This is a genomic window from Amycolatopsis sp. lyj-109, from assembly GCF_046548995.1.
GTDB lineage: Bacteria > Actinomycetota > Actinomycetes > Mycobacteriales > Pseudonocardiaceae > Amycolatopsis.
In genome coordinates, this window is the sequence record NZ_JAJPWR010000007.1 from 194,341 (window position 1) to 219,851 (window position 25,511).

Annotated in this window: 25 protein-coding genes; 8 read left to right on the top strand and 17 right to left on the bottom strand. The window is 71.0% G+C overall.

The features are described from left to right. Window positions 1-54: 54 nt before the first annotated feature. The 7 genes from ACLJQF_RS17780 to ACLJQF_RS17810 all read right to left on the bottom strand — a co-directional run bounded on the left by ACLJQF_RS17780 (window position 55) and on the right by ACLJQF_RS17810 (window position 7,602). The gene (locus tag ACLJQF_RS17780) at window positions 55-1,680 is read right to left on the bottom strand and encodes an ABC transporter substrate-binding protein (RefSeq protein WP_410609982.1); all 1,626 of its coding nucleotides are present in this window, start codon (window positions 1,678-1,680) and stop codon (window positions 55-57) included. A 459-nt stretch (window positions 1,681-2,139) separates the two neighbouring features. Then, window positions 2,140-3,093 (bottom strand): exopolyphosphatase, encoded by a 954-nt coding sequence (locus ACLJQF_RS17785; RefSeq protein WP_410609983.1) that lies wholly within the window; start codon window positions 3,091-3,093, stop codon window positions 2,140-2,142. A 107-nt stretch (window positions 3,094-3,200) separates the two neighbouring features. Then, the gene (locus ACLJQF_RS17790) at window positions 3,201-4,358 is read right to left on the bottom strand and encodes a lytic transglycosylase domain-containing protein (protein ID WP_410609985.1); all 1,158 of its coding nucleotides are present in this window, start codon (window positions 4,356-4,358) and stop codon (window positions 3,201-3,203) included. A 140-nt stretch (window positions 4,359-4,498) separates the two neighbouring features. After that, the gene (locus tag ACLJQF_RS17795) at window positions 4,499-5,008 is read right to left on the bottom strand and encodes a DUF501 domain-containing protein (RefSeq protein WP_410609986.1); all 510 of its coding nucleotides are present in this window, start codon (window positions 5,006-5,008) and stop codon (window positions 4,499-4,501) included. Between the two features lie 129 nt (window positions 5,009-5,137). Next, window positions 5,138-5,500, bottom strand: a complete 363-nt coding sequence (locus tag ACLJQF_RS17800) for an FtsB family cell division protein (protein WP_410609987.1) — start codon at window positions 5,498-5,500, stop codon at window positions 5,138-5,140. A gap of 251 nt (window positions 5,501-5,751) precedes the next feature. Then, window positions 5,752-7,038, bottom strand: a complete 1,287-nt coding sequence (gene eno / locus ACLJQF_RS17805) for a phosphopyruvate hydratase (RefSeq protein WP_410609989.1) — start codon at window positions 7,036-7,038, stop codon at window positions 5,752-5,754. A 102-nt stretch (window positions 7,039-7,140) separates the two neighbouring features. After that, entirely contained in the window at window positions 7,141-7,602 is a 462-nt protein-coding gene (locus tag ACLJQF_RS17810; RefSeq protein WP_410609991.1) for a VOC family protein, read from the bottom strand. Between the two features lie 72 nt (window positions 7,603-7,674). Here ACLJQF_RS17810 and ACLJQF_RS17815 point away from each other — a divergent pair, with 72 nt between their 5' ends. Continuing rightward, on the top strand, window positions 7,675-8,079 hold the full coding sequence (locus ACLJQF_RS17815; protein WP_410609993.1) for a tetratricopeptide repeat protein: 405 nt from the start codon (window positions 7,675-7,677) through the stop codon (window positions 8,077-8,079). Between the two features lie 220 nt (window positions 8,080-8,299). Here ACLJQF_RS17815 and ACLJQF_RS17820 read toward each other — a convergent pair whose 3' ends face one another. Continuing rightward, complete coding sequence (locus tag ACLJQF_RS17820) at window positions 8,300-9,046, bottom strand: murein transglycosylase (RefSeq protein WP_410610339.1); 747 nt, start codon at window positions 9,044-9,046, stop codon at window positions 8,300-8,302. 367 nt (window positions 9,047-9,413) lie between these two features. Between ACLJQF_RS17820 and efeU the strand changes: the two genes are divergently transcribed. From efeU to ACLJQF_RS17850, 6 genes are all read left to right on the top strand, one after another. Continuing rightward, entirely contained in the window at window positions 9,414-10,259 is an 846-nt protein-coding gene (efeU, locus tag ACLJQF_RS17825) for an iron uptake transporter permease EfeU (RefSeq protein ID WP_410609995.1), read from the top strand. Further along, window positions 10,256-11,401: an iron uptake system protein EfeO gene (gene efeO, locus ACLJQF_RS17830; RefSeq protein ID WP_410609997.1), complete on the top strand. Its 1,146-nt coding sequence runs from the start codon at window positions 10,256-10,258 to the stop codon at window positions 11,399-11,401. The genes efeU and efeO overlap by 4 nt, the downstream gene beginning before the upstream one ends. Beyond that, window positions 11,398-12,657, top strand: a complete 1,260-nt coding sequence (gene efeB, locus ACLJQF_RS17835; RefSeq protein WP_410609999.1) for an iron uptake transporter deferrochelatase/peroxidase subunit — start codon at window positions 11,398-11,400, stop codon at window positions 12,655-12,657. The genes efeO and efeB overlap by 4 nt, the downstream gene beginning before the upstream one ends. A gap of 86 nt (window positions 12,658-12,743) precedes the next feature. After that, window positions 12,744-13,313 (top strand): TetR/AcrR family transcriptional regulator, encoded by a 570-nt coding sequence (locus tag ACLJQF_RS17840; protein WP_410610001.1) that lies wholly within the window; start codon window positions 12,744-12,746, stop codon window positions 13,311-13,313. Next, window positions 13,310-14,443: a GDSL-type esterase/lipase family protein gene (locus ACLJQF_RS17845; RefSeq protein ID WP_410610003.1), complete on the top strand. Its 1,134-nt coding sequence runs from the start codon at window positions 13,310-13,312 to the stop codon at window positions 14,441-14,443. Before ACLJQF_RS17840 ends, ACLJQF_RS17845 begins: the two co-directional genes overlap by 4 nt. Before the next feature lie 33 nt (window positions 14,444-14,476). Beyond that, a complete protein-coding gene (locus tag ACLJQF_RS17850) occupies window positions 14,477-14,911 on the top strand; it encodes a PPOX class F420-dependent oxidoreductase (RefSeq protein WP_410610005.1) in 435 nt (144 codons plus the stop codon). Window positions 14,912-15,094: 183 nt separating this feature from the next. On the opposite strand, the gene ACLJQF_RS17855 is transcribed toward ACLJQF_RS17850, so the two are convergent. The 8 genes from ACLJQF_RS17855 to ACLJQF_RS17890 are packed head-to-tail and all read right to left on the bottom strand — an operon-like array spanning window position 15,095 to window position 21,278. Further along, window positions 15,095-15,658, bottom strand: a complete 564-nt coding sequence (locus tag ACLJQF_RS17855; RefSeq protein ID WP_410610006.1) for a hypothetical protein — start codon at window positions 15,656-15,658, stop codon at window positions 15,095-15,097. Further along, the gene (locus ACLJQF_RS17860; RefSeq protein ID WP_410610008.1) at window positions 15,655-17,001 is read right to left on the bottom strand and encodes a hypothetical protein; all 1,347 of its coding nucleotides are present in this window, start codon (window positions 16,999-17,001) and stop codon (window positions 15,655-15,657) included. Before ACLJQF_RS17860 ends, ACLJQF_RS17855 begins: the two co-directional genes overlap by 4 nt. Beyond that, complete coding sequence (locus ACLJQF_RS17865) at window positions 16,998-17,801, bottom strand: ABC transporter ATP-binding protein (protein ID WP_410610009.1); 804 nt, start codon at window positions 17,799-17,801, stop codon at window positions 16,998-17,000. Before ACLJQF_RS17865 ends, ACLJQF_RS17860 begins: the two co-directional genes overlap by 4 nt. A 27-nt stretch (window positions 17,802-17,828) precedes the next feature. After that, on the bottom strand, window positions 17,829-18,617 hold the full coding sequence (locus ACLJQF_RS17870; RefSeq protein ID WP_410610010.1) for a zf-HC2 domain-containing protein: 789 nt from the start codon (window positions 18,615-18,617) through the stop codon (window positions 17,829-17,831). Further along, window positions 18,614-18,715 (bottom strand): sigma factor-like helix-turn-helix DNA-binding protein, encoded by a 102-nt coding sequence (locus ACLJQF_RS17875; protein WP_410610012.1) that lies wholly within the window; start codon window positions 18,713-18,715, stop codon window positions 18,614-18,616. Before ACLJQF_RS17875 ends, ACLJQF_RS17870 begins: the two co-directional genes overlap by 4 nt. Next, on the bottom strand, window positions 18,712-19,269 hold the full coding sequence (locus tag ACLJQF_RS17880) for an RNA polymerase sigma factor (protein WP_410610014.1): 558 nt from the start codon (window positions 19,267-19,269) through the stop codon (window positions 18,712-18,714). Before ACLJQF_RS17880 ends, ACLJQF_RS17875 begins: the two co-directional genes overlap by 4 nt. Window positions 19,270-19,323: 54 nt before the next feature. Continuing rightward, on the bottom strand, window positions 19,324-20,256 hold the full coding sequence (locus ACLJQF_RS17885) for a MazG family protein (protein ID WP_410610015.1): 933 nt from the start codon (window positions 20,254-20,256) through the stop codon (window positions 19,324-19,326). Continuing rightward, window positions 20,253-21,278, bottom strand: coding sequence for a hypothetical protein (locus tag ACLJQF_RS17890; RefSeq protein ID WP_410610017.1), 1,026 nt, complete (start codon window positions 21,276-21,278; stop codon window positions 20,253-20,255). The genes ACLJQF_RS17885 and ACLJQF_RS17890 overlap by 4 nt, the downstream gene beginning before the upstream one ends. 85 nt (window positions 21,279-21,363) lie before the next feature. Between ACLJQF_RS17890 and ACLJQF_RS17895 the strand changes: the two genes are divergently transcribed. Further along, entirely contained in the window at window positions 21,364-21,771 is a 408-nt protein-coding gene (locus ACLJQF_RS17895) for a hypothetical protein (protein ID WP_410610018.1), read from the top strand. A 162-nt stretch (window positions 21,772-21,933) separates the two neighbouring features. Here the strand turns inward: ACLJQF_RS17895 and mfd are convergent, their stop codons facing one another. Beyond that, on the bottom strand, window positions 21,934-25,488 hold the full coding sequence (mfd, locus tag ACLJQF_RS17900; RefSeq protein ID WP_410610341.1) for a transcription-repair coupling factor: 3,555 nt from the start codon (window positions 25,486-25,488) through the stop codon (window positions 21,934-21,936). Window positions 25,489-25,511: the final 23 nt, after the last annotated feature.

Here is a 25,511-nt window from a genome sequence, read left to right on the forward strand (position 1 = left end):
TTCGGGTTAGAACCCGAATTACCACTCACGACGGCGTGGTGGTGGGAGCCGCAACTACTTCTTCAGGACCTCGATGGACGGGTAGTCCGGCATGCGGCGGAAGTCCAGGGCCGCGGACTTGAGGTTCTTCGACTTCGCCGCGGTGCCCTTCTCGTCCCACACCGGGATCGTCGGCAGGTCCTTCGCGACCAGGTCCTCGGCCTGCTGGTACAGCTTGACCGCGGCGTCCTTGTCGACGGTCGAGTCCGCCTGGTTGAGGATGGCGTCCACCTGCGGGTTGGAGTACGTCGAGTCGTTCGAGGACGCGCCGGTCTTGAAGATCGGGTTGAGGAAGTCCTCGATGGACGGGTAGTCCGCCGACCAGTCCGAGCGGCCCATGCCGGTGAGCTTGTGGCCGGTCACGATGCTGCGCCACTGGCCGAAGTCGGTGGCGGGCACGAAGTCGCACTCGACGCCGAGGGTGTTCTTGATGCTGTTGCACGCCGCGACCAGCGGTTCCTTGCGGCCACCGTCCGCGTTGGACGCGATGGTCAGCTTGCCCTGGAAACCGGACTTCCGGAAGGCCTCCTTGGCCGCCACCGGATCGAAGTGGCAGAACTGGCAGACGCCTTCGCGTGCGCCCTGGATGCCCTGCGAGATGTAGCCGTCGGCCGGCACGTAGGTGTCGTTCATGACGGTCTTGGTGATCTGTGCGCGGTCGATCGCCATCGAGATGGCCTTGCGCAGCTCGAGGTTGTTGTAGCCGGGCACGTAGTAGGGCACGGCGATCGTGCTGATCCCGAGCAGGTGGCCGGTCACCAGCCGGTCGCCGAGGTCGGCCTTGTACTTCCCGCCCGCGACCGCTGACGGCGGCAGCGCCTCCATGAAGTCGAGCCGCCCGCTCAGCAGGTCCTGGTAGGCGGTCTCCTGGCTGGCGTAGATCTTGATGTCGAGGTTCTTGAACTTGACCTTGTCGTCACCCTTGTAGTCGTCGAACCGGGTGAGCTTGATGTCCTGGTTGGGCGTCCGCGAGACGAACTTGAGCGGGCCGTTGCCGATCGGGTGCTGCTCGAAGCCCGGGCGGTCCTTGAAGAACACGTCGGGCAGCGGCGCGAAGGCCTGGTAACCGATCTTGATGTCGAACACCGAGAACGGCGCGTTCAGCGTCACCTGGAACTCGTAGTCGCCCTTCACGACCAGCCCGGACATTCCCTCGGTGGACGGCTTGGCGTTCTCGTCCTCGGGGTGAACGTCCTTGTAGCCCTGGATGTTCGAGAAGAAGTCGGTGTTGAGCTGGCCATTCGGCGCGTAGGCGGCGAAGTTCCAGGCGTCGGTGAAGTTGTGCGCCTTCACCTCGGTGCCGTCGTGGAACTTCCAGCCCTGCTTGATCTTGATGTCGTAGACTTTGGAATCGGTCGTGGTGATCGACTCCGCCATCAGGTTGAAGGGCTTGGCGTCCGCGCCCTTGAAGCCGACCAATGTGGCGAACATCGGCTGGATCGCCTTGGTGCCGCCCAGGTCGTTGATATTGGTCGGGACCAGTGCGTTCTGCGGTTCGGTGCCGTAGACGCTCACCGTGCCGTCCGGGTCCGTCTCGCCGGCGCCCGCGGAGCTGCCCGACCCGCCACCGCACGCGGCGAGCACGAGTGCCAGCGAAGTCATCACCACCGTGGGTCCCCAGAGCCTGCGCGAACGACGCATGATCCCTCCATATCCGGTGTGTCCGAAAGGTGAGACGCACGCTATCGGGGCCGACGAAGCTGATCACAGGACTGCGGTGTTGCAAATGTGTGACGGTCGTCGGGACCACCTGGTTGGAGCACAACAAACGTAGGAATCCGGATACTCCGGACGGCCTAGCGCGGACAGCAGGTCATCACCCGCTCACCCACGGTTTGCGTTGCGCCACAAGCCCTTTCGGGCGGCCGAACGGTCGGTCAGGTCTCGCGGGCAACCTGCCGGTCACCGCGTGATCAGGCAGGCATCACGCGTGATTGGGGAGGCATCTCGCGTGATTGGAGAGGCATCACGGTGATGCCCCCGCCCAGTCACGCGTGATGTCCGCCCAGTCACGCGTGATGCCCGCCCAGTCACGCATGATGCCCCTCGGCGCACGCGTGATGCCCCGCTGATCACGCGTGATGCCCCGGTGCGGACCTCTCAGGCGAGGGAGAGGGCGATGCCGTCGAGGATGTCGTGCTCGCTGATGACCAGCTCGGTGGGGCCGCCGCGGGCCGCCAGCTGCTCCGCCAGGGTCTGGACCACCACCGCGCCGCCGCCGATCACGTCGACGCGGCCCGGGTGGATCACCGGGTTGGCCGCTCGGGTGGCGTGGTCGCTCTGCAGGAGCTCCGTCGCCAGCCGGTCGATGTCCGCCGGGGCCAGTTTGGACAGGTGCACCCGCTCGCTGTCGTACTCCGGCAGGCCCAGCGCGATCGCCGACAGCGTGGTCACCGTGCCCGCGACGCCGATCCAGGTCTTGGCGCGGGCGACGTCGACGACGTCGAACGCGTCGGTGAGGACCTTGCCGGCCAGGTCGCGGGCGGCGGCGATCTCGTCCGCGGACGGCGGGTCGCTCTTCAGCGCGCGTTCGGTGATCCGGACGCAGCCGATGTCGACGGACTTCGCCGCGAGCACCTCGGCCCGCCTGCCGTCCCAGGTGCCGAGGACCAGCTCCGTCGAGCCGCCGCCGACGTCGACCACCACGAACGGGCCGTCGTCCGGGTCCTGTTCGCCCACCGCGCCGGTGAACGACAGCCGCGCCTCCTCGTCGCCGCTGATCACCTCGGCCTCGACGCCCAGGGTTTCGCGGGTCATGCGGAAGAACTCGTCGCGGTTCTTCGCGTCGCGGGTCGCGGACGTGGCGACCATCCGGACCTTCTCCACGCCCTTGCGCCGCGCGGCGATCGTGTAGTCGGCGAGCGCGGCCCGGGTGCGCTCGATCGCCTCGGGGGCCAGCTCGCCGGTGGCGTCGACGCCCTGGCCGAGCCGGACGATCCGCATCTCGCGGTGCAGGTCGCGCAGGTCGACCGTGCCGTCGTGGCGCGGCGTCAGCTCGGCGACGAGCAGGCGGATGGAGTTGGTCCCACAGTCGATCGCGGCAACACGAGGCATGCGCTCACCCTAACCGGCCGCACGCCCCGCCTCGCCCGCGGCGCGAACGCCTTGAATGACTCATTCCTGGCGTCGGAGGTCCTGAATGAGTCATTCATGACCTCCGCTCAGCTGGTGGGGGACGGCAGCGTGGTCGTGGTCAGGGTGGTCGACGTGCTGACCGAGGTGACGATCTGCCCACACGTCGGCGACGGGGTCGGGGTGGTCGTCGTCGGCGTGGTCGGACTCGGGTCGGGGGTGGTGGTCGGCGACGGCTCGGTCGTGACGCTGATGACCGTCGTCGGGATCACCGTCGTCGTCGGCGGAACGCAGGTCGGCGACGTGGTCGGCGGCTTCGAGGTGCTCGTCGTCGGCGGTGCCGAAGAAGCCGGCGGGACCGGGGGCGGCGGCACGGCCGGCGGGGCCGGGGCCAGCGCCGCGTTCGGCGCGCCGATCGGCACCGTGCTGTCCGGCACCTGCATGATCCCGTTGCGGTAGGCGTCCGCCCACAGGATCACCGTGTTCACGTACGTGTCCGAGTTGTTGTACCGGTAGATCGCCCCGCGCAGCTGGTCCGGCTTCGCCACGTCGAACCCGCCGGAGCACAGGTACCGGCCGGTGGCCAGGGCCGCGTCGAAGATGTTGTTCGGGTCGGACTTGCCGTCGCCGTTGCCGTCGGAGGCGTAGCCCTTCCAGGTCCCCGGGATGAACTGGGTCGGGCCGACCGCGCGGTCCCACACCGGGTCGGTGTCGAGCAGGCCCTGGTCGGTGTCCGGGATCGCGGCGAAGTTGCCCTGGCCGTTGAGCTGCGGGCCGAGGATCGGCTCGCGCGTGGTCCCGGACGCGTCGACGTACCCGCCGCGCGCGTGGTTCGACTCGATCCGGCCGATGCTGGCGATCAGCGCCCAGTCGATGTGACACGCGGGCAGTTCGCGGCCGAGGATGTCGGCGGCGTTCTGGTACGCCTTGAGCGCGGTGGCCGGGATGCCGAGCGGGCCGTCGGGGAGCTCGTAGGCCGGGAGCGGATTCGGGGTGGGGGCGCCGGGGAGGGTGCCGTCGACGGCGATCTGCTGGAGGGCGGCGTTGCCGGGGTCGTAGCCCTGGGCGAGCGCGGCGTCGCGGGTGTGCTCACCACTGCCGCCGAGCCAGCCGAGGGTGCCACCACCGGCGACCAGCGCCGGGACCACCGCCAGGATGCCGGTGACCAGCGGGTACGCCGTGCGGTGGCGGATCCCGAATCTTCGGGCGTAGCTCCCGACTGCGTCTGGCAGCCGCCGCACACGCATGATCGGAGCCCTCCTGGCCGGATCGATCGCCGTTCTCGGGGGACAGCCTGCCGCAAGCGCGGCGAAGATTCAGCCCATCGAGAGACGCAATCGAGGTTTTCGCTCACCCGGACCAGTTATCTGTTCACCGGGCGCGAGTGTTACGCGGCGCAGTCACCCGAGGGCCACCCGTTGGCCGCAAGCAGAGCCAACGTCTCGTCACCGAACGGATTCACGCCCGGGCCGACGGCCAGCGCGTGGGCGACGTGCACGTGCAAGCACTTGACGCGGCCGGGCATGCCCCCGGCGGTGACCTGGTGACCCAGCGGCTCGATCGCGTCCCGCTCGGCGAGGTAGGCCTCGTGCGTGCGCTGGTACTGCGCGGCGAGCTCGGGATCGGTGGTCAGCCGCTCGGTCATCTCCTTCATGATCCCGGACGCCTCGATGGTGCCGATCATCGAGTTCAGCTTCGGGCAGGTGAGGTAGTAGAGCGTCGGGAACGGCGTGCCGTTCTCCAGCCGCGGGCTGGTCTGCACCACGGACGGGTGCCCGCTCGGGCACCGCGCGGCGATCGCGCGCAGCGCCCGCGGCGGCCGTCCGAGCTGCTCCGCGATGATCTCGCGGTCGGCGTCGGTGACGGGCTCGAACCGGTGCTGCTGCGTGCTGTTCACGCGGTCCAGGTTAGAGCGTGCCCCGGCTCCAAGCCCAAAGCGCCCCAATGTGGCCTTCGGTGCGTCAGACGCAACCAAGGCGGCCTTCGGTGCGTCAGACGCAACCAAGGCCGCCTTGGGGCGCTTGGGTCAGCCGCCGGAGACCTGGTTCCACAGGTTCTCGTACCAGGAGCTGCCCGGGACCTGCTGCTGTCCGGCCGGCGGGGCCGCGTCCGGAGCCTTGTCCTCCGGCAGCTGGACGATGTACGGCGTCTCGCCCGGCTTGACGTACCGCAGCCGCCGCCGGGCTTCGGCCTCGATCTGCGCGGGGTCGCTCAGCTCTGCCTTTCGGCCTTGGAGCTGAGCGACCTCCTGCTGCAGCTGAGCCTGCTGCGCCTGCTGTTCGCGGACCTCGGTCCGCTGGGAGAGGTACGTGCGCAGGGGCACGGCGATGGTGAACGCCAGCGCGCACACCACGATCGCCACCACCGCCGCGCGGCGGGTGGTGGACATGCCGAGCACCTTCGCCGCACCCGACGCCCGTTTCGCCGCGAGGCCCCGGCGCAGCCGGGCCCTCGTGGTCTCGGCGTCGCCGGCTCGGCGGCGCGCCGCCGCCGAGCCGTCCGCCGTCCGGGGTGACCGGGATCCCGGGCTCCCCGCACGACCGGCTTCGGGGCGGCGGGTCCGCGTGGGTCCACCGACCCGCGCCGCCCCGCCGCCACCGCCGCGGCGGCCACGTGTCCTCCCCCGGTCCGCCATCGGCGTCAGGCCTCGGCGCTGAACCGCGGGAAGGCCAGCTCGCCGGCGTACCGGGCGGCGTCACCGAGGGTCTCCTCGATGCGCAGCAGCTGGTTGTACTTGGCGATCCGCTCGCCGCGGGCCGGGGCGCCGGTCTTGATCTGGCCGACGCCGGTGGCGACCGCCAGGTCCGCGATGAACGTGTCCTCGGTCTCGCCCGAGCGGTGGCTCATCATCGACTTGTAGCCGAACGACGTGGCCAGCGAGATCGCGTCGAGCGTCTCGGACAGGGTGCCGATCTGGTTGACCTTCACCAGCAGCGCGTTGGCGGCGCGGCGGGTGATGCCCTCCTCCAGGCGGTCCGGGTTGGTGACGAACAGGTCGTCGCCGACGATCTGGACCTTGTCGCCGACCTCGGCGGTCATGGTGACCCAGCCGTCCCAGTCGTCCTCGCTCAGCGGGTCCTCGATGGACACGAGCGGGTAGTTCGCCAGCAGCTCGCCGTAGTAGGCGGACATCTGCTCGGCGCTCTTCTTCGCGCCTTCGAAGGTGTACGCACCGTCGGCGAAGAACTCCGTCGCGGCGACGTCGAGCGCCAGCGCGACGTCGCGGCCCGGGGTGTAGCCGGCCTTCTCGATGGCCTGGACGATCAGGTCGAGCGCCTCGCGGTTGTTGCCGAGGTTCGGCGCGAAGCCGCCTTCGTCACCGAGGCCGGTGGACAGGCCGCGGCCCTTCAGCACCGACTTCAGCGAGTGGTAGACCTCGGTGCCCCAGCGCAGGGCCTCGCGGAAGGTCTCCGCGCCGATCGGCGCGATCATGAACTCCTGGACGTCGACGTTGCTGTCCGCGTGCGAACCACCGTTGAGGATGTTCAGCATCGGGACGGGCAGCACGTGCGCGTTCGGCCCGCCCAGGTAGCGGAACAGCTCCAGCTCGGCCGACTCGGCGGCGGCCTTCGCGACGGCCAGCGAGACGCCGAGGATCGCGTTCGCGCCGAGGCGGGACTTCGCCGGGGTGCCGTCGAGGTCGACCAGCTTCTGGTCGACGATCCGCTGGTCGACGGCCTCGATGCCGACCATCTCCGGGCCGATCTCGTCGAGCACCGCGGCGACCGCGCGCTCGACGCCCTTGCCGTTGTAGCGGCCGGTGTCGCCGTCACGCAGCTCGACCGCTTCGTGCTCACCGGTCGACGCCCCCGACGGGACCGCGGCCCGCGCCAGGGTGCCGTCGTCGAGAGCCACCTCCACCTCGACCGTCGGGTTGCCGCGCGAGTCCAGAATCTCGCGCGCGCCTACCTGCTCGATGAGAGCCACGCCATGCTCCTCGGTGCTTTGTACTGTGTCTACGCCGCCTCCGCGGGAAAGAGAGCGTCGGCGGGCCTGCGGTTTCGCGCCCAGCCTAGCCGTCTCGGGAGTTCACCCGTTGGAGGACTCACCGCCCGCGCGGACCTCCTGCCACCCCGGCGGCAGCTCGACGGTCTCGGACGTCTGCTGCCAGAACGTCCAGCTGTTGCCCCCGAGATCGGCGACCGTGTACACCCGGGCGCCGTACGGCTGGTCCTGCGGCGGCTCCAGCTCGCACTCGTCCCCGAGCGCGGCGGAGATCCGCGCGTAGTGCTCGTCGACGTCGTCGACGTACACGATGTTGAGCTGGCCGACCGGGCCGTCGACGCCCTTGGCCTGCCAGTAGCCCGGGCCGACGCCCGCGATCTGGATCCGCGCTTCGCCCGCGCGCAGGGTCGCCTGGAACACCTCGCCGGCGCCGTCGCAGAACCGGACCTCTTCGGCGAACCCGAAGACCCTGGTCAGCCAGGCGAGCGCCTCGGTGGCGTCGGCGTAGTACAGGTAGGGCGCCAGGCCCCGGTACGGGCTGCTCATGGCGGCACAGTCCATCACGTCCCGATCGGAGGCGTGTGCAACCCCCTCCCCCGGGGTAACGTTGGAGTGACCATGACGGACGCCGCAGCTGCTTCGCAGCCTCCCGAGGAGTCGCGGTTCCATGCCTTCCGTCAGGCCGAAGACCTGGTCGGCCGCCGTCGTCCGCTCGACGCGCTGAAGGCCCTGCAGCCCCTGCTGGAGTCCGAAACGGACAAGCCGTCGGTGCACTTGCTGGCCGGGCGCGCGTACTTCCACTCCGCTCAGTTGCGACGCGCCGAAGCGGCGTTCACCCGGGTGCTCGAACTCGACCCGACGGACCACTACGCGCGGTTCATCCTGGGCCGCACGCTGCAGCGCCTCGGCCGGTACGCCGAGGCGCTGACCCAGCTGCGGATCGCGTCGGCGATGAACCCGGTGCCGGAGTACCTCGAGGCGATCAGCGAGGTCAAGGCGCACATCGCGCTGCGCGAGCCCTGAGCGGCCAGGGCCGAAGGGCCCGCCTCACCTCAGCCTTTCGGCCGATCGAACCGGGCCCCTCGACCGATCCGCGGCGCCCCCTCCACCGGCGATGCTGAGTGCGGACCGAAACAGGGAGGAACCACGATGTCGATCTTCGCCACGCTGGGTGCTTACGCCGGACTGCTGCTGCTCGTGCTGATGGCCGTCACGCCGCTGCTCGCCGACCGCGAGCTGTGATTCAGGGCGCGACGCTCGCCTCCGCGTAGGCGTCCGCCGCGCTGAAGACGTCCTGGCCGTACGCCAGGGCCTGGTTGTAGAACAGGATCGCCCGCCACCAGCCGGCCGGGGTGCCGAGGTCGTCGCCCCCGGAACACAGGAACCGCGCCGCCGTGAAGGCCGCGTCGTCGATGTTCTGCGGGTCCGGCGCACCGCCGTCGCCGTTCGCCCGCTCCTGGTACTTCTTCCACGTCGACGGCAGGAACTGCAGCGGGCCGATCGCGTGGTCCCACGACTTGTCGCCGTCGAGCTTGCCGCCGTCGCTGTCGTGCACCGCCGGGACGCCCGGCGAGCCGTCCAGCGGCGGGCCGACCACCGGCTTCGCCACCCGGCCGTCCGCGCCGATCGCCGCGAGGTCGAACTCCCCGCGCTCGTTCTCGACCCGGCCGATGCCGGCGAGCGTCGCCCACGAGAGGTGGCAGGTCGGCTTCTGGCGCTGCATCCACATTTCCGCCCGGCCGTACGCGGACAGGACCCGCGCCGGGATGTGCGTCTTGCCGGCGACGCGGGTCGCCCACGCGTCCAGTTCGGCCCGGTCCGACACCTGCGGCCGGTCGACCGGCGCGGCGAGCCCGGCTCGAGGTGCTTCGGCCCCGGGCTGCGGACGCTGTTCGGGGATGGCGAGCGCCGGTTGGACCGGTGGTGACGCGGCCGGCGCGTCCGGGTTCTGGATACCGATGGTCACGACGAGGACCACGCCGGTGACCACCAGGCCCAGCGCGAGGGCGATCCGGCCGACGTACCGCCTGGGCGGCCCGCCCGAGGGCGACGGCGGAGGCGTGACGGTCGGCTGAGCGGTATCGGCCACCCGAACAGGTTACGGAGCCACTCAAGAGCGACCCCCGATCGGCTGACCAGGCAAGCGGCAGGTAAACCCAGGCCCACTGCCTGCGAAATCACAGAATTCGTTATGGAGTCGAGGTGCAAGCCCCTGACCTGCGGTTACCCTAACCTAACTTCGAATTCATGCCCGGTTTGTCCGGTTGCATCGTTTCGAGGAAGCGGACGTGCACTGGACTTACAGGTGAGCCTTACCTAAAAACATCTCTGGAGCACAATCTCAGGGAGGCGGACCGGTGTTGTTTTCGAGCGCGCTGATCGGGCTGCGCGAAGGCTTGGAAGCCGCGCTGGTCGTCAGCATCCTGGTGGCCTTCCTGGTCAAGACCGAGCGGCGGCACGCGCTGCGCTGGGTCTGGCCGGGTGTCGGCGCCGCGGTGCTGCTGTCGATCGCCGTCGGCGCGATCCTCACCTTCACGACCCACCAGATGGCCTTCGAGCACCAGGAGCTGCTCGGCGGGAGCCTGTCGATCGTCGCCGTCGTGTTCGTCACCGCGATGATCTTCTGGATGCGCAAGGCGGCCAAGAGCATCGCCGCCGAACTGCGCGGGAAGATGGACGACGCGCTGGACGTCGGCCCGGCGGCCGTGCTGCTGCTGTCGTTCCTCGCGGTCGGGCGCGAAGGGCTCGAGACGGCGGTGTTCTTCTACTCGACCGTCCAGGCCGCGCAATCGGACACGGTGCAGCCGCTGATCGGCTTCTCCATCGGCATCGCGGCCGCCGTCGTGCTCGCTTACCTGCTCTACAAGGGCGCGGTGCGGTTCAACCTGAGCAAGTTCTTCACGATCACCGGCGTCCTGCTGGTGTTCGTCGCCGCGGGCGTGCTCGGCTACGGCCTCCACGACCTGCAGGAGGCGGCGTTCCTGCCCGGCATCGGCACCCTCGCGTTCGACGCGTCGGCGACGCTGCCCGAGACGTCCTGGTACGGCGCCCTGCTCAAGGGCATCTTCAACTACTCGCAGCAGACGACCGTGCTGCAGGCCGTCGCCTGGGTCGCCTACGTCGCCATCGTGCTGCCCCTTTTCCTCAAGCCCAGCAAGAAGACCGCGCCGGCGCCCGCCGCCGCGGCCGCCTCGAAGGAGTGACCGTGCGCAAGACCCCCTCGCTGGCCGTACTGGCCGGCGCCGCCGCCCTGGTGACGCTGGCCGCGTGCGACAGCAAGAGCGCCACCGGCGGTGCCGCGGCGGACGGCGGCCCGATCAAGGTTTCGGCGTCCGACACCGCGTGCGAGGTCTCCGCGACCACGGCCAACGCGGGCAACGTGACCTTCGAGATCACCAACAAGGGCACCAAGGTCACCGAGTTCTACCTCTACGCCGAGGGCGACCGGATCATGGGCGAGGTCGAGAACATCGCGCCCGGGCTCAACCGGCGGCTGATCGTCGAGGTCGCCGACGCCGGCAAGTACCAGACCGCGTGCAAGCCGGGGATGGCGGGCGACGGCATCCGCGGCGACTTCACCGTCACCGGCGGCGTCGCGAAGCAGAACGACACCAACGCCCAGAAGTCGCAGGCCACCAAGAGCTACGCCGACTACATCGCGAACAACACCTCCGCGCTGCAGGACGAGACGGTGAAGTTCGCCGACCTCGTGAAGGCCGGCAAGGTCGACGAGGCGAAGGCCGCGTACGCGCGTACCCGCGTCTACTACGAGCGGATCGAGCCGGTCGCGGAGAAGTTCGGCGACCTGGACCCGGCCATCGACGTCCGCGAGGCCGACCTCGAGCCGAACCAGCAGTTCACCGGCTTCCACCGGCTGGAAAAGGACCTGTTCAAGACCGGCCTGCAGCCCGACAGCGCCCAGATCGCCGACAAGCTGGTGACCGACGTCAAGGACCTGGTCGCCAAGACGAAGACGCTCGAACTGTCCGCTTTGGACCTCGCGAACGGCGCCAAGGGCCTGCTCGACGAGGTCGCCACCGGCAAGATCACCGGCGAGGAAGAGGCCTTCTCGCACACCGACCTCTGGGACTTCCAGGCCAATGTGGACGGTTCGAAGGGCGCGATCACCTCGCTGCGGCCGATCCTGCAGGCCAAGGACCCGGCGCTGGTGTCCACTCTGGACAAGGAGTTCGCGAACGTCCAGGCCCTGCTCGACAAGCAGCGGGCCGGTGACGGCTTCAAGCTGTACAACGAGCTGTCCCAGGACCAGGTCAAGGAGTTCGCCTCGGCCGTCGACGCGCTGAGCGAACCGCTGAGCAAGGTTGCGGAGGTCGTGTCGAAGTGACGTCGACAGAGGGCACGCGCGTTTCGCGGCGGAAGCTCTTCGGCCTGGCGGGCGCGGGTGTCGCGCTCGCCGGGGCCGGGGCCGCCGCCGGCATCGGGATCGACAAGGCGACGAGCGGCAACGCCGAGGCGTCGACGAACACCGTCGACTTCCACGGTGAGCACCAGGCCGGGATCGTCACCCCGGCGCAGGCCAACCTGCACTTCGCGGCCCTCGACGTAACGACGAAGGACCGCGAGAAGCTGCGGCAGCTGCTCAAGACGTGGACCGACGCGGCCCGCCGGATGACGGCGGGCCAGGAGGTCGTCGCGAACGGCGCGGTGGGCAACGGCGCGTACGCCCCGCCGGGCGACACCGGCGAGGCGCTCGACCTGCCGCCGTCGAACCTGACGCTGACCATCGGGTTCGGGCCGTCGCTGTTCGACGGCCGCTTCGGCCTGGCGGGCAAGCGCCCGCCGCAGCTGATCGACCTGCCGCTGTTCCCGAAGGACAAGCTCGACCCCGCCCGCAGCGGCGGCGACCTGTGCATCCAGGCCTGCGCGGACGACCCGCAGGTCGCGGTGCACGCCGTGCGCAACCTGGTCCGGCTCGGCTTCGGCGTCACCGAGGTCCGCTGGTCCCAGCTCGGCTTCGGCCGCAGCTCGTCGACGTCGCGCGAGCAGCCGACGCCCCGGAACCTGTTCGGCTTCAAGGACGGCACGAACAACATCAAGTCCGAGGACACCGACTTCCTGCGCGACCAGGTGTGGGCCACGGCCGCCGACGGTCCGGCGTGGATGGCCGGCGGCTCGTACCTGGTGGCGCGCCGGATCCGGATGCACATCGAGACGTGGGACCGCGAGACCCTCGACGGCCAGGAGAAGATCGTCGGCCGCACGAAGGGCACCGGCGCCCCGCTGGGCCAGACCGCGGAGCACGACGAGCTGGACCTCGACGTCGGCGGCGCGGACGGCGAGAAGGTGATCCCGGAGGACGCGCACGTCCGGCTGGCCTCGCACCAGGCGCTGAACGGCGTGCGGATCCTGCGCCGCGGCTACAACTTCGTCGACGGTTCGGACGGCCTCGGGCACCTCGAAGCGGGGTTGTTCTTCCTGGCGTTCAACCGCGACACCCGCAAGCAGTACGTGCCGATGCAGCAGGCGTTGTCGTCGAAGGACGCGATGATGGAGTACGTCCAGCACACCGGCTCCGCGCACTTCGCGGTCCCGCCGGGCCTGACCCGCGACTCAAGCTGGGCGGACGCCCTCTTCTCCTGATCCCGGCAGGGCACTTTCACGTGAAAGTGCCCTCCTAAAGCCTTTAGGGTGGGGTACACTGGCTTTAGGTGAATGGGAGAAGGTTGATGGTTCGGGCAGGATTGACCACGGACCGCGTGGTGCGCGCCGGAGCGGAGCTGGCCGACGAGGCGGGCTTCGACCAGGTGACGCCGTCGGAGCTGGCCCGGCGGCTCGGCGTCCGGGTCGCCAGCCTGTACTCGCACGTCAAGAACGCACACGACCTGCGGACGAAGGTCGCACTGCTGGCCCTGGACGAACTCGCCGACCGGGCGGCCGCCGCGCTCGCGGGCCGGGCCGGGCGGGACGCGCTCGTCGCCTTCGCCGACGTCTACCGCGACTACGCCCGTGAGCACCCCGGCCGGTACGCCGCCGCACAGCTGCGGCTCGATCCGGAAACCGCCGCCGCGAGCGCCGGACCCCGGCACGCCGAGATGATGCGCGCGATCCTCCGCGGCTACGACCTGACCGGACCGGACGAGACGCACGCCGTGCGGCTGCTGGGCAGCGTCTTCCACGGGTTCGTCAGCCTCGAAACCCAGGGCGGGTTCGACCACAGTTCCCCTGCCGCGCCCGAGAGCTGGGTCCGCATCCTCACCGCACTCGACTCCCTCCTGCAGGATTGGCCACGGTCGTGATCGACATTCCCCTGACCGCGGGCCTCGTCCGCGGCGCACTCGAACTCGAACGCACCGAGCGCGGCCTGGTGCCCCACCGGCTCCCGGCTCGCGCGCGGGCGCAGAACAGCGACCCGCGGCTCGCCATGGCGGAGGCGCAGCCCGCCGGCGTCCGGCTGCGGTTCCGGACCCGGGCGGACGTCATCGAGCTGGAGACGCTGCGGACCAAGCAGGTGTACGCCGGCGCCCCGCCGCGGCCGGACGGCGTCTACGACCTGCTCGTCGACGGCTCGCTGGTCGCTCAGGCGAGCGTGGGCGGCGGCCACACCCTCAACGTCGACATGGCGACCGGAGCATCCTCGCTCACCGAGGGTTCCCCTGGTGTCGTCCGGTTCGCCGGGCTGAGCGGGCAGCCCAAGGACGTCGAAATCTGGTTGCCGCACAACGAACTCACCGAGCTTGTCGCCCTGCGCACCGACGCACCGGTCGAGGCCGCGCCCGAAGGCCGGGTGTGGCTGCACCACGGCAGCTCGATCAGCCACGGCTCGAACGCGGCGAGCCCCGCGACGACCTGGCCGGCGCTCGCCGCCACCGCGGCGGGCGTCGAGCTGGTGAACCTCGGCTTCGGCGGCAACGCCCTGCTCGACCCGTTCACCGCGCGGGCGCTGCGCGACACGCCCGCCGACCTGATCAGCGTGAAGCTGGGCATCAACGTGGTCAACGCGGACCTGATGCGCCTGCGCGCGTTCGGGCCCGCGGTGCACGGGTTCCTCGACACGATCCGCGACGGCCACCCGGACACCCCGCTCGTGGTCGTCTCGCCGCTGTACTGCCCGATCCACGAGCGGACGCCGGGGCCGGGCGACTTCGACCACGAAGCGCTGGCCGCGGGCGTGGTCCGGTTCCGCGCGACCGGCGACCCGGCCGAGCGGGCGGCGGGCAAGCTGACGCTGGAGGTCATCCGGGCCGAGCTGGCCCGGATCTCGGCGCAGCGGCAGGCCGACGACCCGAACCTGCGATACCTCGACGGCCTTTCGCTGTACGGCGAAGCGGACTTCGCGGACCTCCCGCTGCCGGACGACCTCCACCCGTCGCCCGCGGCCCACCGCCGGATCGGGGCGCGGTTCGCGTCGATGATCCTCGGAGCTTGACTTCAAGGGAACTTGAAGTTGGACAATCCGGGCATGTTTACCGAAGCAGAGCTCGCCTACCTCACCGACCAGCTGCTGGGCCGCCTGGCGACCCAGCAGCCGGACGGGACCCTGCAGGTGAACCCGGTCGGTTTCCGGTACAACCCGGACGAGAAGGCCATCGACATCACGGGGCACAACCTGCGCGAAACCAAGAAGTTCCGCAACATCGCGACGAACGACCGCGTCGCCCTCGTCGTCGACGACGTCCCCTCGACGAACCCGTGGCGGGTCCGCTGCCTGGAGATCCGGGGCCGCGCGGAGGCCCTGGTGGACGTCGGAATCCCGCAGGGGCAGTACGAACACCTCCCGGACGTCCACTTCGACGACGCGGTGCTCCGCGTCCACCCGGAGCGCATCCTCGCGTTCGGCGTCGAGAACTGGGACCAGGAGCCGTACGAACTGAAGATGAACGTCCGCAGCGTCTGAGTCTGCCGTGGCCGGGAACGCACCCAGGCAGCCCCCGGCGGCCAACTCACCAACCGGAACGACCAACTCACCCACACCCACCGGCGAGTTGGCCGTTCCGGTGCGTGAATTGGCCGTTCCGGGCGGTGAATTGGCCCTACTGACAACGTGGGCGTTCGCCAGAACCCTACTTACCACTCACGACTACCGGCGACCTCCCCAGGCGGTGTGTGTCACGGCTCCGCCGCTCGCCAGGACCACCGCCGTCCAGGTCGCCACCGCAGTCCCCGGCGGCTGCAGGAGCCAGGTCAGCACCTGGCTCGCCGTCGACGAGTCGTTCGGGACGAACGGGGCGACCGCGCACCAGGCCAGCGGGAGCGTCCAGCCGAACTGGCCGCCCGCGACCGTCGCCGCCAAGCCCGCCAAACCCGCGAGACCGGCCGCGTCGCGGACGATGACCGACGCGGCGACCGCCGACGGGCCCAGCTCCTGCACCCCCAGCACCACCGCCCCGGCCACGACCGCGATCAGCGCCACGTGGGCGAACCGCCGGACCGGCCACGGGAGGGCCGCCGTCCGGTCGAGGTCGGGGTCCTGGCCGCTGAGCCCGATCGCCGCCACCGCCACCGCCGTGGTCAGCGCCAGCGCGACGAGGACGCCGTTCCAGGAGTCCCGGCCCAGGAACCACACCCCGGACGTCGCCACCAGCAGCGCCCCGAACGCCGCCGGCAGCTGACGCGAGCGGGCGTACAGCACCGCCCACCTCACTGGGCAGCTCCCGGCACCAGCGTGTCGAGCGGGTCGCCCTGGCACGTCAGCAACGCCTGGCGCAGCGCGACGACCCGCGCGAACCGGACGTCCGCGGGCAGGGCCTGGAACTTCTGCCAGGCCTGCTCGATCGGACCGGATCGGGTCTTGAACCAGTTCCTGGCGAACTCGGGCAGCGTTTTCAGCTCCCCGGTGAAGTACGCCGCCGCGATCATCCGGGCGCCCACGTCGGACACGTCGGCGTGGCTCGGCGGCAGGCAGGGCGGCACGCCCGCCCCGGACAGCACGGCCAGCCGCAGGTCGCTCGCGTCCGCCCTCAGCAGGATGTCGTTGCGTTGGAAGTCGAGGTAGACGACGCCGGAGTCACGCGGAGGGCGTTCGACCGGGGAGGGCGCGACCTGCTCCTCGACCCGCGTCGGCGCGCCGGGCAGCTTCGCCAGCATGGCGAGTGCTTCACGACCCGGGCCGGCCAACGCGGCCAGCCGGTCCCGGTGCAGTTCCGCCACGCAGATCGGCCCGTCGCAGACCTTGCGAGCCGCGAAGCTGTCGGAAGTGAGGATCTCCGCCGGGAACAGCGGCAGCGCGATGGCGACCCCGGCGACGAGCGGCAGCAGGCTCAGCAGCCGCGCGCGCACGGACTGCACCGACAGCAGCAGGAACCCGGTGACGGCGAGGCCGAGGAACCACACCGCCTGCCCGGCGTCGAGTGACACCGCGGTCGTCACCATCGAACCCCGCGGCTCGGCCAGCGCCGGCGCCAGCGGACCGACCCGGCGGGGCAGGACGGTTTCCAGGTCCGGTTCGAGTGACATCCAGCAGAGGGTCGTCGCGACGAGGGTGAGCACGGCGAGCCCGGGCGCGGTCAGCGGGTGCGGCAGCAGCCGCCCGACGGCCAGCCCCAGCCAGCTCCCGGCGACCACACCGAGCACCCCGACGCCGACGACGGGGACGAGGCCGGCCGAGACGAACCCGTCGTGGGCCAGGACTTCGGCGACGCCGACGCCGAACACGACCAGGTAGCCGAGTCCGGTCAGCGCGGCGACGGCGCCGGCCAGCCGGAGCGCACGCTGCCACGCGGGCCGCGACGTGGTGGCCAGCAGCTCGGTCATCCCGGACCGCCTGTCGCGCATGCCCTGGATGGCCCCGGCCCCGACCACGACGGGCCAGAGGAACTGGAGCAGGAACCGGACCCAGAGCGCGGTCGTGGTGGTGTTCGCGGTCCAGGGCGCGGGAACCTTCCACCAGGGCCCCGAGAGCAGGAAGAGGAACCCGAGCGCCAGGACGACGAGCGCGAGGCCTGCCCAGGGCGCGATCGAGCGCCGCAGTTCGATGCGGAAGATCACCACGCCTCCCGGCCCGGCTCGTGGCTCAGCAGCGCCGAATAGCCGCGCTCGATCGGGCTGTCGCCCACATGCTCGGTGGTGCCCGCGGCGGCCAGCCCGTCCGGCGTTCCCTGGAACACCAGCTTGCCCGCCGCGAACAGCACGACGTCCGTGCACGCCGTGGCGACGTCCTCCACCAGGTGCGTCGAGATCAGCACGCACGAGTCGCGGCCCAGTTCCTGGACCAGCTCGCGGAAGCGGACCCGCTGCGCCGGGTCGAGGCCGGCCGTCGGCTCGTCGAGCAGCAGGATTTCCGGGTCGTTGACGATCGCCTGGGCGATGCCCACCCGGCGGACCATGCCGCCCGACAGCGTCTTCATGCGATCGTCCGCGCGGTCGGCCAGGCCGACCCGCTCCACCGCCCGCTGGACCGCCCCCGGGATGTCCTCTTTGGACATCTCCTTGAGCCAGGCCAGGTACTCGACGAACTCGCGGACGGTGAACCGCTTGTAGTACCCGAAGTTCTGCGGCAGGTACCCGATCCGGCGGCGCAGCTCACGCTGGCCCGAGCGTCCGCCGGCCTGCGTGCCGAGCAGCGACAGGCGGCCCGACGCCGGCCGGAGCACCGTCGCCAGGGCCCGGATCAGCGTCGTCTTGCCCGCGCCGTTCGGGCCGAGCAGCCCGTGCACGCCCTTGCCGAGGGACAGGTCCAGCCCGTCCACGGCCATCGTCTGCCGCCCCACCCGTACCTTCAGCGCCTCCGCCTGGATTTCCCAGGCGTACGTCGAAGGTGCGACCTCGGCGGCCCCTACTGCCCGCATGCTTTTCCTCCCTGAAGACCTGAAGACCTAGTGACGTGCGCCGAGCCGGGTGAACGCCGGCCCGCGCAGGGCGACGACCACCGTGGTCAGCACGAAGACCCCGGCCCACACCGGCAGCGCGCCGGTGCCGAGCGCGAACACCTGCCCCGGCCGGCCGAACCCCGGCAGCACGACGACCGCCACCCACACCGCGACCAGCGCGTACGCCGCCCGGCTGACGCCGACCAGCCCGCCGAGCGCGAGCGTGCCGGTGGTGAAGGCCAGGCTCGGCAGCAGCCAGAGCGCCGGCTGGGTGCCGGTCAGCCACCCGGCGACCCCCAGCACCGGCAGGACGACGGCGAGCACCGCGACGGTCCGCCGGACGATCAGGTAGAGCCCCGCCCGCGGGCTCGCGGTGACGACCTCATAGGCCGGATCGAGACCCCGCGCCCACGACGCGGCGACGCCGAGCACCGGCAGCACCGGGGCGAAGAGCTGCACGGCCGGCACGCGGAGCACCGCGTGCCAGACGCTGTCGAGCAGGACCGCGGCCAGCGTGACGGCCACGATCATCGCCAGCCACGGCGCCATCGCCGGCGTGACCCAGGTGCCGAGCCACCGGCGCCGCCGCCTCCGCGGGACGACCGGCCGCCGGACCTCGGTCGAGACCCGGTCCCAGACCAGGTCCACGACCGGCTGGACCGGCGCCACCTCGGCCAGCCGCGCCCGGCAGCCGCGGCACGCCTCGAGGTGGGCCTCGAGACCCCACAGCTGGTCTCCCGGGAGAACTTCGCCCGCCACGTACGCGGCGATGAGCCGCTCCGGCGCATGGTTCATGACACTGCCTCCCGCAACGCGATCCGCGCCCGGCACACGCGGGTCTTGACGGTCCCTTCCGGCAACCCCGGCAGGACGGCGATCTCGCGAGCCGTCATGACAGGGCCTCCCGCAACGCGATCCGCGCCCGCCGTGCCCGGGTCTTCACGGTCCCCTCCGGCAATCCCAGCAACACCGCCGTCTCCCGAACCGTCAGCCCGTCGAGCACCATCGCCTGCAGCACCGCGCGCAGCTCCGGCGCGAGGTCGCGCAGCGCGGCGCCGACCTCGTCGCCCATCGTCGCCGCCAGGAGCTCGTCCTCGGCGGCTGCCGCCGGTGCCGCGTCGAGGGCCACCTCCGGCGGCAGCTGCGCGTGGTGGGCCCGGCGCCGGAACGCGTCGACCAGCCGGCGCGCGGCGATCGTCCAGACCCAGCCGACCGCGCTCCCGCCGGTGGCCGCGCCCGCGAACGACGCCGCCGCCCGCCAGACGGCCAGGAACGTCTCCTGCATGACCTCCGCGACGATCTGCTCGTCCGCGCACCGGCGGCGCAGGCGCACGGCGAGCCAGGGCGCCGTGCGGCGGTAGAACTCCTCGAACGCCGCGCGGTCGCCCTTGGCCGTGCGCCGGACGAGGTGTTCCTCGTCGGCGTCCTCCAGCGGCAGGTGTCTCACACCGGGCAAGACGCCGGATGACCGGAACCGGTTCTCACCCGGACGTGTGCTGCGTCACATCGGTCGGACGGGCCAGAACTTCCGCCAGCCGTCCGCTTCCAGGGTCGTCGGCTCCAGCCCGGCGTCGCGGGCGGCCTCCTCGGCGGCCTGGATGTCCTTCGCGAACTGCTTCCCCAACGCCCTCAGCTCACCCTCGGCGTCGACACCCGCCCGGCGCGCGGTGGCCGCGATGCGGAACAGCTGGGCGGCCACCCCGACCCCTTCGGGGAAGAGGTCGAGCGGGATGCCCGCGCGCCCGGAGCGCTGCCCCAGCTTGCCCGCCAGCGCGACCGCGGGCTGGCCGAGCGCCACGCCGTCCACAATGGATCGACGCTGCTTCTCGCGCTGCTTCAGCTCTTCCCACTTGACGTTCTGGTGCTCGACGGTGTGCACCTGGTCGGCGTCGGCGAAGACGTGCGGGTGCCGGCCGACCAGCTTCGCGACCAGCGCCGCGGCGACGTCGTCGATGCCGAACGGATCGTCCGCGTCCTCGGCCGCGACCCGCGCGTGGAAGAGCACCTGCAGGAGGACGTCACCGAGCTCTTCGCGCAGCGCCTCGCGATCGCCTTCCTCGATGGCGTCGAGCAGCTCGTAGGTCTCCTCGACCAGGTACTGCCGCAGCGAATCGTGCGTCTGCACCGCGTCCCACGGGCAGCCGCCCGGCGACCGGAGCCGGTCCATCACGTCGGCGGCCTCGACCAAGGGCGGCACCGGCGTCTCGATGACGTCCGCGCCGGTCGCGATGAGCAGCGACGCCGCGGGCTCGTCCCGGGACCCGGCGAGCAGCACGACGCCCTTCAGCGAAGGCGCCTCGATGACGGGCGGGACGCCGAACGCGGCCGGGTCGACGTCCGTGGCCGCGTAGACAGCGGGTGACTCACGCAGGATCTTGAGCGCCGCACCGGGCAGCGTCGTCCCGCGGACGACTACGACGACACCCGTGCTCACTGCTGCGCGGGCGCGGCACCGCGGATGGGCAGCACGACGCCCTGGGTGGCGTCGGAGTTCGGCACGAGGTTCATGCCCACAACATCCCACACGCCGTAACGCGGGTTGACCCGCAGGCCGCTCTGGCCGAGGTACGGCTGCAGCAGCCGGGTGCCGATCGCGGTCAGCTGCGCGTCCGTCGGCTTCTGCGCTTCCTGGTCGGCCGGCACGGCCTGGTCGGTGCCGCGGGCGCGGATGACGAAGACGAACCAGTCCGGGCGCTGCGGCTTCTGCGCCTGGAAGACGACGACGCTGTTCTTTTCAGAGCCGAAGAGCGCGGTCGACGCCAGGCCGAGGTACTGCGAGGCGCCGAAGAGTTCGGCGGCCTGGCCGGCGGAGTACCCGCTGGGGCCGGGCTGCCCGGTCTGCTGGGCCTGCTGCCCTTCCTGCTGCGCCTGCTGGACGACCCCCTGGACCTTGCCGGGGTTGTCGGCGAACTCCTTCGCGAGGTCGAAGGCGCGGGCACGGGCCGCCTGGTCGTTGTCGGCGGTCGCGCTGATGCCGACGTAGTCCGCGCCGACCGACAGCTTCGGCAGCAGCTTCTGGGCGAACTGCTGCTCCAGCACGAGGTCGCTCGCGACCTCGTTGCGGTCGCGCAGCTGCGAGACGATCTGGGTGACGGCGACCTGGTCGCCCTGCCCGGTGTCCGCCACCGGCGCGTTGGGCACCTGCGCGGCCAGCCCGGCGACCTTCGCCTGGTCGACGACGAGGTTCTCCTGCTTGGTCGCGCGCAGGGTCAGCTCGTGGAGGACGCTCTGCCGGACGATCTCGCGGCCCAGCAGGTCGAGCTTGTGCTCGGTGGCGAGTTTCTGCGCGTACGGGTGTTCGCGGAGAGCCTGGTCGATCATCGACTGGACCTGGTCGAGGGGCACCGACCGGTCGCCGACGACGACGGCGCTGCCGACCTGGCTGGGGCCCGAGCCGCACCCGGCGAGCAGAAGAGCACCGGCAACGACCGCGACCAGCGCGCGAGGGCGCCCCATGATCCGCATCACAGGCCATACCCTCTCACACCATCGCCCCCGAAACGCAACACCCATGGGGTCACCACGGCGGTAATGTCGACTTATGGACCATTGGCTGACCATCGAAGTGTTCGACGGGGAGCATTCGGCTTCGCTGTGGCGCCTGGCTCAAGGGGACGCACTCACCGAAGCGGCGCTGACGAACGGCGCGGAGCAGTGGGTTTGGCACGAGCACCGGTGGGGCGTGGTGCTGGAGATCGAGTTCGCGACGGAGGAGCGCCGTGACGCGTTCCGGGCCTTGCCGGCCGTGACGGCGGCGCTCGACGCGGTCCCGGATCCGGCGCGGGGGCTGCTGGTGTACCCGGGGAGGGGCGGCGGCGCGGGGTCGCGCATGCCGCGGAAACCCCGGCCGTTGCCGATGGCCGGGGCCGGCGCGGTTCCGGTACCGGTGGAGTCGGTGCGGATGGGGCTGGCGGAGCCGATGCCGCCGATGTTCAGCGAAGTCGGCTGACGCCAGGGATTCGGCAGGAATTCGGCAGCGTTCCGGCAAGGTCGCTTCCGCAGGTGTCTTGAATGACTCATTCAGGACACCGGCGGTCCTGAATGAGTCATTCAAGACCTTCCGGCGCGCCGCCGCACCCGCCGTTTCTCCGGGCGCCTTCACGTTCCGCCGCTAGACCGCCGCGGGTTTCTTCGTCAGCTGCACCAGCAGCTTCGTGCACCAGTCCAGCAACTGCTCGTCGCGCAACGTCGGCGCGCCGATCCGGCCACCCGCCGGGCCCTCCGTCGGCTTCGGCACCGACACCGTGTTCGTCACCGCCTTGTACACCGCCTTCGGGTACAGCCGCTTCAACCGCACCATCTGCGAGTCCAGCAGCGGCAGCGGCGCGAACCGGATCGTGTTGCCCTGGGCCGCCACCTCCGTCACGCCCGCCTCGCGGCACGTGTGCCGGAACTTGGCCACCGACAGCAGCCGATTGACCGGCGCCGGCGGCTGGCCGTAGCGGTCGATCAGCTCTTCGCGGACCGCGTCGAGGCCCTCGGTGTCCGGCGCCGCCGCGATCTTGCGGTACGCCTCCAGCCGCAGCCGCTCCCCCGGGACGTAGTCGTGCGGGATGTGCGCGTCGATCGGGAGGTCGACGCGGACATCCGCCAGCTCCTCGTCCTCCGCCGTCTCCGCGCCCGCGTGTCGCCTGAACGCGTCGACCGCTTCGCCGACCAGCCGCACGTAGAGATCGAAGCCGACGCCCGCGATGTGCCCGGACTGCTCCGCACCGAGGATGTTGCCCGCGCCGCGGATTTCGAGGTCCTTCATCGCGACCGCCATGCCCGCGCCGAGTTCGGTGTTCTGGGCGATCGTCGCCAGCCGGTCGTGTGCGGTCTCGGTCAACGGCGCTTCCGGCGGGTACAGGAAGTAGGCGTACCCGCGCTCGCGCCCTCGCCCGACCCGGCCGCGCAGCTGGTGCAGCTGCGCCAGCCCCAGCAGGTCACCGCGCTCGACCAGCAGCGTGTTCGCGTTCGAAATGTCCAGCCCGGTCTCGACGATCGTGGTGCACACCAGGACGTCGTACTCGTTCTCCCAGAAACCCTGGATGATCTTTTCGAGCTTGTCCTCGTTCATCTGGCCGTGTGCGGTGACGACGCGCGCCTCCGGCACCAGCTCCCGGATGTGCCGCGCCGCCTTCTCGATCGACGAGACGCGGTTGTGGACGTAGAACACCTGGCCGTCGCGCAGCAGCTCGCGGCGGATCGCCGCGCCGACCTGCTTGTCGTCGTACGTGCCGACGTAGGTCAGGATCGGGTGGCGGTCCTCCGGCGGGGTCAGGATCGTCGACATCTCGCGGATGCCCGCCAGCGACATCTCCAGCGTGCGCGGGATCGGCGTCGCGGACATCGTGAGCACGTCGACGTGGGTGCGCAGCGCCTTGATGTGCTCCTTGTGCTCGACGCCGAAGCGCTGCTCCTCGTCGACGATGACCAGACCGAGGTCCTTGTAGCGGATGCCGGTCTGCAGCAGGCGGTGCGTGCCGATGACGATGTCGACCTCGCCCTCGGCGAGCTGCTCCAGGATGAGGTCGGACTCGGTCTTGTTCGTGAACCGGGACAGGCCCTTGATCGTCACCGGGAAGGAACGCATGCGTTCGTGGAACGTGTTCAGGTGCTGCTGGGCGAGCAGCGTCGTCGGGACGAGGACCGCGACCTGCTTGCCGTCCTGGACCGCCTTGAACGCGGCGCGGACGGCGATTTCGGTCTTGCCATAGCCGACGTCGCCGCAGATGACGCGGTCCATCGGGACGCCGCGTTCCATGTCGGCCTTGACCTCGTCGATCGCGGCGAGCTGATCGTTCGTCTCCGTGAACGGGAAGGCGTCTTCCAGCTCACCCTGCCACGGCGTGTCCGACCCGAACGCGTGCCCGGGCGCGGCCTGGCGCGCGGCGTAGAGCTGCACCAGCTCGGCGGCGATCTCCTTGACCGCCTTCTTGGCCCTGGCCTTGGTGTTCTTCCAGTCGGAGCCGCCGAGCTTGTTCAGCGTGGGCAGCTCGCCGCCGACGTACTTGGACACCTCGTCGAGCTGGTCGGTCGGCACGAACAGGCGGTCACCCGGGTGCCCGCGCTTGGACGAGCCGTACTCGAGCAGCAGGTACTCGCGGGTCGCGCCGGCGACCGTGCGCTGAACCATCTCGACGAACCGGCCGATGCCGTGCTGCTCGTGCACGACGTAGTCACCGGCCTTCAGCGCCAGCGGGTCGACCGCATTGCGCCGCCGGGACGGCATCTTGCTGGTCAGGTCCTTTGTGGACGTTCCGGCGCCGGCGCCGCGGCCGGTGAGGTCCGCTTCGCTCAGCACGACCAGTGCGCGCTCCGGCGAGAGGAAACCGTCGGTGAGGCCACCGCAGGTGACCGTGACCATGCCCGGGGCGGGCACTCCGGTGAGGCCGTCACCGGCCTGGGTCGCCGGGACGTCGGCGGCCGAGAGCTGCTCCACCGCGCGCGCCGCGGTGCCCTGGCCGGCGACGACGAGCACCGCCGTGCCGCCCGACGCGGTGTGCGCGCGCAGGTCCGCCGTCGCGCGCTCGAGCTCGCCGCGGTAGGCGGGCGCCGCCTCGATCGAGACGCGGTAGACGTCGGGGTCTTCGCTGGTCAGCTGGGTCAGCGTCCACCAGGCGCGCTTGGTGTCCTGCGCGTGTGACGCGATTTCGTCGAGCCCGCGGTAGGCCGACGCGCCGAGGTCGATCGGGGCCTGGCCGCCCGCCGCGGCCGTCGTCCAGGACGCTTCGAGGAACTCCTGGCCGGTGCGGACGAGGTCGGCGGCGCGGGCGCGGATCTTCTCCGGGTCGGTGAGCAGGACGTGGGTGCCCACCGGCATCGCGTCGGTGAGCACCTCGAGCTCGTCTTCGCAGAGCACCGGGATGAGTGCCTCCATGCCCTCGACGGGGATGCCGTCGGCGAGCTTGGTGAGCATCTCGGCCAGGTGCGCGTCGGCCTCGTACGTCTTCGCCAGCTCCGCGGCCTTCTCCTTGACCGGCGGCGTGAGCAGCAGCTCGCGGCACGGCGGCGCGGTGACCCGCGGGATCTCGCCGGGCAGCGACCGCTGGTCGGAGACGGCGAACGCGCGGATCTCGCTGACCTCGTCGCCCCAGAACTCGACGCGGACGGGGTGCTGCGCGGTGGGCCCGAAGAGGTCGAGGATGCCGCCGCGGACGGCGAACTCGCCGCGCTTCTCGACCATGTCGACGCGGGTGTACGCCAGCTCGACCAGCCGTTCGAGCAGGCCCTCGAAACTCTGTTCTTCGCCGACGACGAGGTCGACCGGGGCGAGGGACCCGAGACCGGGCGCCATGGGCTGGATCAGGCTGCGGACCGTCGCGACGACGACGCGCAGGTCATCGTCCCCGGTCTTCAGCCGGTGCAGCACCTCCAGGCGGCGGCCGACGGTGTCCGCGCGCGGGGAGAGGCGTTCGTGCGGGAGCGTTTCCCAGCTCGGGAAGTCGGCGACTCGGTGCTTGCCCAGGAGCGCACCGAGTGAGGCGGTCAGCTCGTCGGCCTCCCGGCCGGTGGCGGTGACGGCGAGCACGGGCTTGGCGGCACCGGCATCGGCGGCGACGGCGGCCGCGACGAGCTGCCGGGCGGCGATCGGGCCCTGCAGCTCGAGCAACGGCGCGCCGGCGCGCTCGACCACACCGCGCAGGGCCGGGTCGGGAAGGATGGCGGTGAGGAGTCCGGACAGTGGAGCGTCGGTCACGGTCCCAG